The 12376-nt window shown below is 69.2% G+C and carries 10 protein-coding genes; 4 read left to right on the forward strand and 6 right to left on the reverse strand.

The window, feature by feature from the left end:
* Positions 1–92: 92 nt before the first annotated feature.
* Both ACWDUD_RS03380 and ACWDUD_RS03385 read right to left on the reverse strand, forming a co-directional pair.
* Positions 93–896, reverse strand: a complete 804-nt coding sequence (locus tag ACWDUD_RS03380; RefSeq protein ID WP_450108319.1) for an alpha/beta fold hydrolase — start codon at positions 894–896, stop codon at positions 93–95.
* Positions 893–2431 carry an ABC-F family ATP-binding cassette domain-containing protein gene (locus ACWDUD_RS03385; protein WP_450108320.1) on the reverse strand — a complete coding sequence of 513 codons (1539 nt, stop codon included), beginning with the start codon at positions 2429–2431 and terminating at the stop codon, positions 893–895. Before ACWDUD_RS03385 ends, ACWDUD_RS03380 begins: the two co-directional genes overlap by 4 nt.
* A 165-nt stretch (positions 2432–2596) precedes the next feature.
* Between ACWDUD_RS03385 and ACWDUD_RS03390 the strand changes: the two genes are divergently transcribed.
* The 4 genes from ACWDUD_RS03390 to ACWDUD_RS03405 all read left to right on the forward strand — a co-directional run bounded on the left by ACWDUD_RS03390 (position 2597) and on the right by ACWDUD_RS03405 (position 8521).
* Entirely contained in the window at positions 2597–3961 is a 1365-nt protein-coding gene (locus ACWDUD_RS03390; protein WP_450108321.1) for a WS/DGAT domain-containing protein, read from the forward strand.
* Positions 3962–4113: 152 nt separating this feature from the next.
* A complete protein-coding gene (locus ACWDUD_RS03395; protein WP_450108322.1) occupies positions 4114–5967 on the forward strand; it encodes a penicillin-binding transpeptidase domain-containing protein in 1854 nt (617 codons plus the stop codon).
* Positions 5968–6050: 83 nt separating this feature from the next.
* Entirely contained in the window at positions 6051–7727 is a 1677-nt protein-coding gene (locus tag ACWDUD_RS03400; protein ID WP_197253490.1) for an NTF2-like N-terminal transpeptidase domain-containing protein, read from the forward strand.
* Positions 7728–7783: 56 nt separating this feature from the next.
* Positions 7784–8521 (forward strand): sulfite exporter TauE/SafE family protein, encoded by a 738-nt coding sequence (locus ACWDUD_RS03405; RefSeq protein WP_450108323.1) that lies wholly within the window; start codon positions 7784–7786, stop codon positions 8519–8521.
* A gap of 32 nt (positions 8522–8553) precedes the next feature.
* Here the strand turns inward: ACWDUD_RS03405 and ACWDUD_RS03410 are convergent, their stop codons facing one another.
* The 4 genes from ACWDUD_RS03410 to ACWDUD_RS03425 all read right to left on the reverse strand — a co-directional run bounded on the left by ACWDUD_RS03410 (position 8554) and on the right by ACWDUD_RS03425 (position 12367).
* Positions 8554–10020, reverse strand: a complete 1467-nt coding sequence (locus ACWDUD_RS03410; RefSeq protein WP_197253486.1) for a peptide MFS transporter — start codon at positions 10018–10020, stop codon at positions 8554–8556.
* Between the two features lie 62 nt (positions 10021–10082).
* Complete coding sequence (locus ACWDUD_RS03415; RefSeq protein ID WP_248675489.1) at positions 10083–10466, reverse strand: DUF3054 domain-containing protein; 384 nt, start codon at positions 10464–10466, stop codon at positions 10083–10085.
* 100 nt (positions 10467–10566) lie between these two features.
* Positions 10567–11124 (reverse strand): YceI family protein, encoded by a 558-nt coding sequence (locus ACWDUD_RS03420; protein WP_197253482.1) that lies wholly within the window; start codon positions 11122–11124, stop codon positions 10567–10569.
* A gap of 94 nt (positions 11125–11218) precedes the next feature.
* Entirely contained in the window at positions 11219–12367 is a 1149-nt protein-coding gene (locus ACWDUD_RS03425) for a lysylphosphatidylglycerol synthase transmembrane domain-containing protein (protein ID WP_450108324.1), read from the reverse strand.
* Between the last annotated feature and the right edge of the window lie 9 nt (positions 12368–12376).

A 12376-nucleotide genomic window follows, 5' to 3' on the forward strand; every position in this document is an offset into this window, starting at 1 on the left:
CCGTCTTGGTGCTCCAGCTCGTGCAGTGGGTCGACGGCGCGGACCAGTAGCTCCGGGCCCGTGCGTGATTTCGGTAGCGGCCGCTACCGAAATCACGCACGAGGGGCAGCGGCCAGGAAGGGCTCGACCACCGACAGCACCTCGTGGCTCGCGGCGATCGTGGTGGCGTGGTCGAATCCGCGCAGGACCGCGAGCCGCGCGCCGGGAATCGTCCGCGTCAGCGCCCGCGTGTCCGGCACCCGAAGGAGATCCTCCGATCCGACGAACGCCAGGGTCGGCACCCGCAGCGCCGCCAGTGCCTCGTCGGCGATGCCCGGTTCCTGCTCGGACCTGCGGAAATAGGCGGCCAAGGCCCGGTCGTCGTTCGCGCGGAACGCCGCGCGGGTCGCGGCGTCGACCGGCCACTGCCGGTGCGCGGACCAGGCGTCGAGGAACGCCTCCATGCCGTCGCGTTCGAGAACGTCGACACAGCCGGGGAAGAACAACCGGTCGAACGCCCCGGCCTGCGGGCGGGCACTGCCACCGCCCACGATCAACGACCGCACCCGGTCCTCGGCTGCGACCGCGAGCGACAGCACCGACCGTGCCCCGAACGAATAGCCCATGACGTGAGCCCGCTCGACGCCGGCGTCGTCCAGCACCGCGAGCAGGTCGCCGACGACGAGATTCATTGCGTAACAATCGGGATCGGTGGGCTTGTCGCTGCGGCCGTGTCCGCGCAGATCCGGCAGGAGCAGCCGGTATCGCGGACGCAGCGCCGCCATGTACCCGAAGCCCCGCCAGATCGCCGACGACAGGGCGCTCCCGTGCGCGAGCAGCAGCGCGGGAGCGTCCGCCGGACCCACCGCCGCGTACGCGACGGCGGTGCCGTCGACAGGATTGATCGCTCGACTCATCCTCCGAGTGTGACCGATCGGGTCACGCCGATCTCCGCGAGGAACCGTTCGTCGTGCGACACCACCACGAGCGCACCTTCGAACGCCAGCAGCGCCTGCGTGAGATGTCCGAGACTCGGCAGATCGAGGTTGTTCGTCGGCTCGTCGAGCATCAGCAACCGCGGTGCCGGATCGGCCGCGAGGAGGATCGCCAGCGCCGCCCGCAAACGCTCGCCTCCCGACAACGCCCCGACGGGCCGGTCGGCGTCGGCGCCGCGGAACAGGAAGCGCGCCAGGCGCGCCCGGATGTCCTGCGGGGTGCGATGGGGTGCGCGCAGCGCCGCGTTCTGCGCGACGGACAGGTCGTCGTCGAACACGTCGAGCCGCTGCGGAAGCAACGCGAACGGTACCCGGGGCCCGGCGTCCGCGATGCGATGCAGCAGCGTCGTCTTCCCGGAACCGTTCGGCCCCAGCAGCGCGATGCGTTCGGGCCCGACGATCTCGAGCGGCTCGTCGAGAACCCGCTGGCCCGGGTGTACCACGGTGGCCGGGAGGTCCACCCGGATCTCCCGATCGTCCCGCACCGCCTCCTGGGCGCGGGTGAGCTGCTCCCGGGCCTGCTCGAGATTGCCCTCGTGCTCGCGACGCAGGCGACCCGCGGACTCCTGCGCCGCACGCTTGCGGGCCCCCATGATGATCTTGGGTTCCCGCTTGTTCTCGAACATCTTGCGCCCGTAGCGTTCTCGGCGATCCAGGATGATGTGCGCGGCGGACAGCTCACGGGCCTGCCGGCGCACGTCGTTGCGGGCGTCGCGGACCGCCGCCTGCGCGGCCTCCTGTTCCGCCGCGACGATCCGCTCGTACTCGCTGTAATTGCCGCCGAACAGCCGCAGAGCACCGTCGCGCAACTCGGCGATCGCATCCACCGATTCGAGCAGGTCGCGGTCGTGGGACACCACGACGAGAGTTCCGGTGAACTGCCGCAACGCCTCGTACAACCTGCCCCGCGCGGCGGTGTCGAGGTTGTTGGTCGGCTCGTCGAGCAACAGCACCTGCGGATCGTCGAGCAGTCGCGCCGTGAGCGCGAGCAGAACCGTCTCACCGCCCGACAGGGTTCCGACGGTGCGATCGAAGTCGTTCCGGTCCTGCAGGATCCGGTCGAGACCGAGCCTGTGCACGGTCGCGATCGCGCGTTCCTCGATGTCCCAGCGATCGCCGACGGTATCGAAATCCGCGGCGGTTCCGTCGCCGGATTCGATGCGTCGCAGCGCGGCCCGGACCTCGCCGATCCCCAGGACCGTCTCGACCCGCAGATCCGGGTCCAGGGTGATGTCCTGCGGGAGGTAACCGACGCGCCCGCGTGTCGTGACCGACCCGCGCGTGGCCTTACGGTTTCCCGAAACGATCTGCAGCAGAGTCGTTTTGCCGGACCCGTTCCGTCCGACGAGACCGGTGCGGCCGAGCGGGAACGTCGCGTCGAGCCCGTCGAACACGGGATCGCCGTCGGGATGCTCGTAGTGCAGGTCGGAAAGAGAAATGCCGATTGGAGAGGTCATGGTGACTCCTGGAGGTAGCGACGGATCGCACGAGGAACGTGCGGGGTGCGAAACCTCTACAGGAGCAAGAGCCTTCTCCGATCGGCGACAACGTGACGTGACTACGGTATGCACACGGTTCGGAACGCGCAACCGGTTTTTCGCGACACGCTACGAAGGAGTGCAGTGGGACCGACATCGCAGGTTCGGCCGATCGACGCCACCTATGTTCTCGAAGCCGATCACGGTCATCACCTCGACACCCTCCTCTTCTGGGTTTTCGACTCGGGGACCGGGACGCCCCCGACCGCCGCGGAGATCACCGAACACTTCCGGCGACGTGCGCGGTTCTGGGCGCCGATGAACCGTCGCATCGTGGGCGTTCCCGGATACCTGGACCACGCGTACTGGGTGGCCGACGACCGGCCGGTGGAGGACCGGGTCGTCCACGATCGGCGGACAGGACTCGACTGGCCGGTGCTGATCCGGGTACTCGAACAGCTCGCCGCAACCCCGCTCGACGTCCGCGCCACGGCCTGGCGAATCGACGTGTTCCACGACGTCCGGAACGTCCCTGGCACGACCACGCCCGGGACCGTCGTGGTGTTGCGCGGGAACCATTCACTGATCACGGGGCCGATCTTGAATCCCTTGTCGGAGGCGCTGTTCGGCGACGGGACCGAGTCGGTGCACTTCCCGGGGCTGGGTCCGGTCGTCCCTCGCGTGAACCGTGCGCTCGCCGCGGCGCGTGGGATCGCCCGTGCTCCGCGCGCGACGGTGCACTATCTGCGGACGATGGGTGCCGCGCTGCGCGATGCCCGGACCGCTGCCCAGGGTTCTGCTCCACCGGCGAGCCTCACCCGGACCGTGCTGAACTCCGAACCCGGCGACCGGCGCACGCTGCTCGTGCTGCGTCTCGGTCGCGCCGGGTCGCTCCCGGAGGGGTTCACGGTCACCGCGCTCGCGCTGACGGCGATGTCGGTTGCGCTCGAGCGGTATCTCACCGACGTCGCCGGACAGTGCCCGCCGGACCTGACGGCGTTCGTGACGATCGCGTTCGCCGAGGAGGTGCAGGCAGTCGGTGTCAACAGCATCGACTGGGCGGATGTCGCGTTGCGCCCCGACATCGACTCGATCCGGGAACGCGCCGCGGCGGTGCTGGCGTCGCTGGTCGAACGCAGAGAAGCCGCGTCCGTGCGGCACCTGACCGACACGAACGCGATTCCGTCGTTCCTGCTCCCCGTGGAACTGGCCGCGCACCGGCGTCGCGTCGATGCCCGTCCCGGTCCGTGCATGCACACGATGCTGACCAGCATCCGGATCGGCGGCGACGGTCCGTGGGCGCTGGCCGGCCGGCCGATGCTGTTCGGAACCCTCTGCCCGCCGTTGACCTCGGAAGCCACCGTCACCCACGGGCTGATCGGTCTCGGCGACGACCTGACCCTGACGGTGCTGACGTCCCCGGAGATCATCCGGGATCCACAGCGCTGTGCCGCGCACCTCGAGACCGCCTTCGAGGAGGTGGCTGCCGCACTCCGTCCCGGGGCGTGAGCGGCCGGTCCCGACGGCGGGCGCCGACATCCGCCCCGCGATTCGGAATCCGCCCGTGCTGTTACCTGCGCCGATTCCGATTCGGCGCGTGGTTTCCGTTACGTGCACCCGGTACGCCGTGTGGCGACGGGCACGGACGATCGAACTGGGGCATGATCGGGCGGGTGCGCACTCTTCGACGACGAATGGTCCTGCCGGTGGTGCTGACGGTGGGTGCGCTCGTGGTGGCCGGTTGCTCCACCGGACCCGATCAGCCGGAGACCGTCGCCCAGCAGTTCGCGGAGGCACTCGAGGCGGGAGACGTGCAGGCCGCGGCAGCGCTGACCACCGATCCCGCAGCCGCAGCCGCGACCATCGACGGGTTGTTCGACGGACTCGGCTCCGACTCGCCCGACGTCACGCTCGCTGATACCGGGGACGAGGACACCTTCGAACTCGACGTGGCGTGGCGGTTGGGACCCGACCCGGCCGAAGACGAGGCCGGGGAGACCGACGCCGGGGAGACTTCGGCGACGCCGGCCGCCCCGGAGCCCGCACCGAGCGCGGGCGAGTGGTCCTATCGCACGTCGGGGTCCGCGGTCGACGGCGACGCCGGCTGGCGCATCCGCTGGGATCCCGCCGTGCTCGCGCCCGGGCTGACCGCGGACACGTCCCTGCGGTACCTCCGGGCCGAGGGCACACCCGCGTCGGTGCTGGACCGCAACGGGCAGCCGCTGATGGAACAGCGGGTCGTCACCTTGGTGAACCTCGACCCGACCGCCGACCCCGCTGCGGTCGCGCCGGTGCTGGCGACGGTCGTGCCGACGATCACGGCGGAATCACTGGCGGCGGATCTCGCGGAGGCCGGGGGCGGACCGGTGACGGCGGTGACCTTGCGCGACGAGGACCTGGCCCGGGTCGAAGCACAGCTCGCAGCGTTGCCCGGGGTGTCGCTGGCCCCGCAGACACGGCTGCTGACCGTCGACCGGGCACTGGCGTCGCCGGTGTGGTCGGGTCTGGCCGAGATGTGGCAGGACGGGCAGGACGCGGCCGCGGGCTGGGTCGTGCAGTCGGTGGATGCGGACGGGTCGGCGCAGCGGGTGACCGGGGTCGACGGAACGGACGCGCCGGACATCCGCACGACGATCGATCTCGGCTTGCAGGCGCGCGCGGAGGCTGCGGTCGCCGCGGTGCCGCAGCCGGCCGTCGTCGTGGCTGTGGAACCGTCGACCGGAGCGGTGCGCGCGGTCGCGCAGAACGCCGCTGCGGACGCGGAAGGCCCGGTCGCGCTGACCGGTCTCTACCCACCGGGGTCGACGTTCAAAACGGTGACGACGTCCGCGGCGTTACAGGCGGGGGCGGCGGCGCCGGACACGGTGCTGCCGTGCCCGGGTGTCGCGACGATCGAGGATCGCACGATACCGAACGACGACAGTTTCGATCTCGGGTCGGTGCCCCTGCACACGGCGTTCGCGCGTTCCTGCAACACGACGATGGCCCAGTTGGCGGTGAATCTGCCGCCGGATGCGCTGACCGACGCCGCGGCCCGGTTCGGACTCGGCATCGACTATGTGACACCGGGGTTGGTGACCGTGACCGGAAGCGTCCCGGTCGCGGATTCGACGGCGCAGCGCGTCGAGTCGGCGATCGGCCAGGGCGCGGTGACCGCGTCGCCGTTCGGGATGGCGATGGTTGCGGCGTCGATCGTGCGCGGGTCGACCCCGCTTCCGATGATCGTGCAGGACGAGCCGGCGACCGCGGATCGGACCGTGGACGCCGCGCCTGCACCGGTAACCGCGGCGTTACGAACTATGATGCGCGAGACCGTGACCGACGGGACCGCAACCGTTTTGAACGACATTCCGGAACTGATCGGCAAAACGGGGACCGCAGAGTACGGTGGCACGAACGAGGCGCACGGATGGTTCATCGGAGCGCAGAACGATCTCGCGTTCGCGGTTTTCGTTGCGGGAGCAGGGAGTTCGGCTCCTGCGCTGGACGTGGCCGGGCGCATGCTCAGGAGGTGATTCGGACCTCGTAGTCCAACTGTGACAGCATCGTAGGCAAGCTGTGCTTGAGGCTCAAGTGACTGAAGTGAAGGTTGATCTTTATGGGTTCTCGGGAACGGCGACGAGTGCGAGTGGTCGCCCTCATCTCCGCGATCGTGATCTGTGTGACGGCCGGCATCGTGGCGTTCACGATCGCCGACTCACGCAGCGATGTGGAGCGCCTCGTCGACGATTTCGTAGCCGAATTGAACGAACGTGACGCCGAGGGCGCCGCAGCTCTGACGTCCTACCCGAACGCGGCGTCCGCGACGCTGACCCAGATGTTCGACGGACTGTCCGACGGCACGGTCGAGTACGAGATCACCCAGCTGGTCGAGCTTTCCGGCGAGTCCGGTTACTTCACGCTCGAGGGGAACTGGAACTTCGGACCGGACAAGGACTGGTCCTATCAGGTCGACGGTTCCGTCAAGAAGCTCGCCGTCGGCTGGCGCGTGTCGTGGAGCCCCGACGTCGTCGTACCCGATCTCGGCGGCGGACGCACCGTGCACCACGTACGCACCGACGCGGCACCCCCGAAGATCTTCGATCGCAACGGGCAGTTGCTGATGGCCGAGCAGACGATCAACACGGTCGTGCTCGATCCCGCGAAGATGCCCGATCCGGTGCTGACGACCACGATGCTCGGTGACGTCCTCGAGCCGGTCGCACCGGTCATCACGGCCGAGTCGATGCAACAGCGCCTCGCGGAACAGCCCGGTGAGCGGATCGCCGCCGTCAAGCTGCGCGACCAGGACTACCAGTTCCTCGAGGACGACATCGTTTCCATTCCCGGCGTCGAAGTGGTGAAGACCCCGACGCTCATCAGCGCCGATCGCCGGATCTCGAGCCCGCTGCTCGACTCGTTGCGCAGCGCGTGGCAGCTCGAGCGCGACCGCACCGCCGGCTGGGCCGTGACCCTCGAGGATCCGCAGGCCGGCCCCATCCAGGTCGCCGGATTCCAGGGTCCGCCACCGCCGGATCTCGTCTCGACCCTCGACTCGCACGTGCAGCTCGCCGCGAAGGAGGCCGTCGTCAGCGTCGGAACACCCGCCGCGATCGTCGCGATCCAGCCGTCCACCGGCGGCATCCTCGCAGTCGACGTGAACAACCAGGCGATGGAACTCGGGGCCGTCGCGACCCGCGGGCTGTACCCGGCGGGGTCGGCGATGGACCCGGTCCGTGTCGCGGCGGGTATGGCGCTGGGGAAGGACCCGTCGCAGGTCAGCACCGCCGAACTCGGCGACGTCGCACGCAGCCTCGGTCTCGGTCTCGACTACTCCGTGCCCGGTTTCGAATTCGAGACCGCGCAGTTCGGGCAGAACCGCAGCGGCGTCGTGCAGTTCACGGGTTCCCCGTCCGACAGCGAAGCACTGCTCAGCCCGCTGGGGGCCGCGATGCTCGCGGCGTCGGTCGCGCGCGGCGATGCGGCGATGCCGATGATCGTGCAGGGGCAGCCGGCGACCGTCGCGGACCCGGCCGAGCCGCTGCCGGCCGAGACGATCGACGCCTTGCGCGCGATGATGGTCGACAACGTCCAGAACGGACCGGCGTCGTTCCTCAAGGGACATGCGGGCCTGACGGGCATCGCGGGGGACAACGGCGACGACCGCTGGTTCTACGGGGTGAGCGGCGACATGGCGTTCGCGGTGTTCGTCGCGAACGCCGACGGCGGCGACCGCGCGATCAAGATGGCCGACATGTTCCTGCGCGAACTCGGGAAGCCCACCGAGGCGTTCTGACCGGAAACGGCCCCAGCGTTCGCGGGTGAAAGCGGACCCCGGTACGTTTGTCCGTCGTGACCCTCTTCGACCTGCTGCTGCTCGTCGTTGCGGGCTTCTTCGCCGGGCTCATCGGCTTCGTCACCGGACTCGCCTCGATCGTGTCCTATCCCGCGCTCCTCGCGGTCGGCCTGTCGCCGGTCGCGGCGAACGTCACCAACACGGTCGCGATGGTCGGTGTCGGAGTCGGCGCGTTGTCGAACTCGGCGCGCGAGGTCGTCGACACCGGACCGCGGGTGTGGCGATGGACCGCCTACGCGGCGATCGGCGGCGTGGTCGGTGCGGTCGTGCTGCTCGCGGCGCCGGAAGGGTCGTTCGAGGCGATCGTCCCGTATCTGGTGGCGCTCGCCGCGCTCGCGTTGCTGTTCCAGCCCCGGATCCGCGCGTTCGCCGGGGGCCGCGACCTGCCGCGCACGTTCTCGACGGCGGTGTTCCTCGTCGCCGTGTACGGCGGATACTTCGGTGCCGGCGCCGGCGTGATCTTCCTGGCGCTCATCCTCGTGTGTTCGTCGGAGACGATCTGGCGGGCGAGCATCCTCAAGAGTTACCTGCTCGGCGTCGCGAACCTGGTCGCTGCGATCGGCTTCGCCGCGTTCGGTCCGGTGCACTGGCCCGCGGCCGTCGCGATGGCGATCGGGACCGTCGCGGGCGGCTGGTGCGGCCCGCCGGTCGTCAAGCGCATCCCGCCGGGCGTGCTGCGGGTCGGTGTGGCGATCGCCGGTTTCGGGCTGGCCGCGTGGCTCGCCCTGCGGTAGCCGCGGGGCAGGGCCGCAAGGCGGGGCTGGGTTCAGTGCACGCCCTGCATCATCTTGCGGATCCACGGCGAGATCGCCATCAGCACGATGCCCACACCGATCGACGCCCCGCCGATCCACAGGTAGTAGGGCACCTCGTTGTTCTCGTCGTAGTACTTGGCGAGGGTGCCGGCCATCGCCGTGCCCAGGGCCACCGACAGGAAGAACAACGCCACCATCTGGGTGTGGAAGTTCTGCGGAGCCAGCTTCGTCGACAGCGACAGGCCCACCGGGGACAGGAACAGTTCGGCGAACGTGAACAGCAGCAGGATGCCCGCCAGGCCGAGCAGCGGCGCGCTGTTCGGCCCGCCACCGGACATCGGGATGAAGCACAGGAACGCGATGCCCATGATGATCGTGCCGATCGAGAACTTCATCGGCGACGAGGGCTGCCGCGGTCCGAGCTTCGTCCACGCGGCGGCGAACACACCCGCGAAGATGATGATGAACACCGGGTTGATGGACTGCACCCAGGACGGTGGGAAGTCCCAGCCGAACAGGTTCCGGTCCAGCCGCGTGTCCGAGTACACCGCGACCATCGTGAACTGCTGCTGGAACAGCGACCAGAACGCGGCGCTCGCCAGGAACATCGGGATGAACGAGATGACGCGTTTGCGCTCGACCGGTGTGATCGCCCGGCTCGACAGGATGATCACGAAATAGACGACCGCCGCGACGATCGTCAGTGTCACGACGATGTCCGACATGTTGTCGCTGGTGATCAGGCCGGTCAGCGAGGCCACGGCGATGATCACCACCGCGAGGGCCGCGATGGCCGCGACGCGCATGCGCAGCGTGTCCGGGAGCGGATGCGGAGGCGTCGCGCCGATGCCGGCGAGCCGCTTGCGGCCGATCGAGTACTGGATCAGGCCGATGGCCATGCCGATCGCGGCGAGCCCGAAGCCGTAGTGGAAGCCCATGTTGGTCTGCACCCAGCCGGTGAGCAGCGGACCGACGAGGGCACCGAGGTTGATGCCCATGTAGAAGATCGAGAAGCCCGCGTCGCGGCGTTCGTCGTGTTCGTCGTAGAGGTCGCCGACCAGCGACGTCGCGTTCGCCTTGAGGCCGCCGCTGCCGACCGCGACGAGCACGAGACCCACCCCGACCCCGGCGAGCCCGGGGATGAGCGCCAGCGCGATGTGGCCGCACATGATCATCACGGCGCTGTAGAACAGGGTTCGTTCGGAGCCGAGCAGCCGGTCGGCGATCCAGGCGCCGAGGATCGTCGACAGGTAGACGGTGCCGCCGTAGGCGCCGACGATCGACGTCGCGGCCGCCTTGCTGATCCCCAGCCCGCCCTCTTCGGCCGAGTAGTACAGGTAGTAGATCAGGATTCCCTGCATGCCGTAGAAGGAGAAGCGTTCCCACATCTCGACACCGAACAGGTTGGCCAGCGCGAGCGGCTGGCCGAAGAACCGGTGGTCCGACTGCGAATCCGGACGTGCCGCGGTGTCACTCATGAAAGTCACTTTCCCACCGGGCACACACCCGCGGGGATATTTCGAGGGTCAGCGCGTCGGCGTCACCGGGTCGCGACGTCGCGGCGACGGTCCCACACGCGGGCGATCACACGCCAGCCGACCAGGAACAACCCGAGGAAGATGGTCGCGACCACGATGAACGCGGTCGCCGTGCCCTGCCCGGTCACCGCGCGCAGCAGCATGCCGACGACGAGGGTGCACAGCCACACGAGGATCCCGGTCGGGACGGCGGCGCGGGCGTCGAACTTGTCGCGGTAGAGCCCCGCGGTCGCGAACCAGCCGACGGTCAATCCGGCGAGGAACGGCCACGCGGTGGTCGCGATACCCGGAATGTCGAGGGTTTCGTCGTGGCTCGAGCGCCCGAGAGCGGCGAAGACGACTACGAGGACGATATCGATCACCAGCGCCGGCGCGTACTTTCTCACGGGTTCAAGGGTAGGTCGGCGGTGCGGATGCGCATCCGTCGGCCCCGGACGGGAACGAGCGCCCTCCGGGGACGGAGGGCGCTCGTTCGGGAGAGGTGGGTCAGGCCTGGAGAGCCGCCTCGATCTCGAGGTTGATGGTGATCTTGTCGCCGACGACGGCGCCGCCACCCTCGAGCGGCATGTCGATGCTGATGCCGAAGTCCTTGCGGTTGATGACGGTGGTGGCTTCGAAGCCGGCGACCGGGCCGTTGCCCATGCCCGGGTTGACGCCGTTGAACTCGAGTTCGAGCTCGACGGGCTTGGTGACGCCGCGGAGGGTGAACTCTCCGTCGACGACGTAGCCCTTGCCGGTGCTGCGGATGCCGGTGGAGGTGAATGTCGCGGTGGGGAACTTCTCGGCCTCGAAGAAGTCGGCGGACTTCAGGTGCGCGTCGCGGTCACTGTTCCGGGTGTCGATCGAGTCGACGGCGATCTCGGCGGACACGGCGGCGGTGCCGTCCTCGGCGACGGCCACGGCGCCGGAGAAGTTCGTGAAGTTACCGCGAACCTTGCTGACCACGAGGTGGCGGACGGTGAAGCCGACGGTCGAGTGGACGGGGTCGATGGCCCAGGTGCCGGCGGTCAGGCCCGGGAACGTCGCGGTGGTGGCGGTGGTCATGGCAACTCCTCGTACTGATTAAAGATTCAACTTCCGATGTGTTCCACCATGGCACCGGATGGTTGATTGCGCAACTATTGTGTGATGCGGATCACTATCGAACGCGGTCGGGATCGTGGCCGGGATCGACCTCGGCCGAGGGAGGGGAAGCGCGCCGGCGCGTGAGCAGCGACCGGTCCTGGTGCTCCCGTTCCAGATCCAGCTCGGCGTCGTCGATGCGATGCGACCGATACAGCACCGCGATCACGATCCAGCCCACGACCGCGACGATCACGAAGCTGACCACGCGGTACACGAAGACCGCCGCCAGCGACTGCGACGCACTCATCCCCGCCGCCGTCAGCGTCGCGATCAACGTGCCGTCGACGAAACCGAGCCCGCCCGGCGCCAGCGGCACACTCGCCACCGCCTTGGCCGCGGTGAACGCGATCAGCAACCCCGGCAGCGACGGATCCCCACCGACCGTCCAGCACGCGAGACCCAGGCACGCGACGTCGAACACCCGGTGCACGCCGGACCAGCCCAGCGCCGTCAGGGCATCCCGCCGGCTCAGGTCCACCGACTCGAGCTGGCCCAGGATCCGCTCGAACGACTCGACACCGGTCTCGGCGGGCTTCTTCGTCAGCCGGTTGACGCGGTGGATCACCCACAGACCCAGCGCCTCGATCGACGACGGATTCCTCGCGACGTGACGCAACCCGAAGAAGAGGGCGAACACCCCCGCGACGGCCAGCACCAGCGTGACCGGGCTGACCCGCGACCCGACCGCCAGCGCCCCGGCCACCCCCACCGCGGCGAGGGTCGCCGTCGCGATCACCCCGGACACCGCCAGCTGCCAGGACGCGACGACCGGCGTCGCACCCCAGCGGCGCGTCTCCTTGTACGTGAAGGCCGTGGAGAACACCGGCCCAGCGGGCAAGGTCACCGACATCGCCGTGCTCGCGTAGACCACCGACGCCGACCGGAAGTGCCCGACGGTGACCCCGCCGGCACGAAGCAGGCGTTGCTGGACACCGGCGAAGCCGCTCAGCGCCGCGGCCTGGGCCGCGATACACGCCGCGAACCAGCCCCAGTGCAACTCCGTCAGGGCCCGCCAGGAATCGCTCAGCGACGGCCACAGGTAGACACCTTCGACGGTCAGCAGCACCACGAGTGCGACGCCGAGCAGCCATTTCACCCATGCGAAGGCGCCCCGACGCGGCGCTGCGCCGGGACGGGGTGGTTCATCGCGAGGCGGCGCCACGCGGATCAG

The sequence above is a fragment of the Rhodococcus sp. NPDC003382 genome (assembly GCF_053589135.1).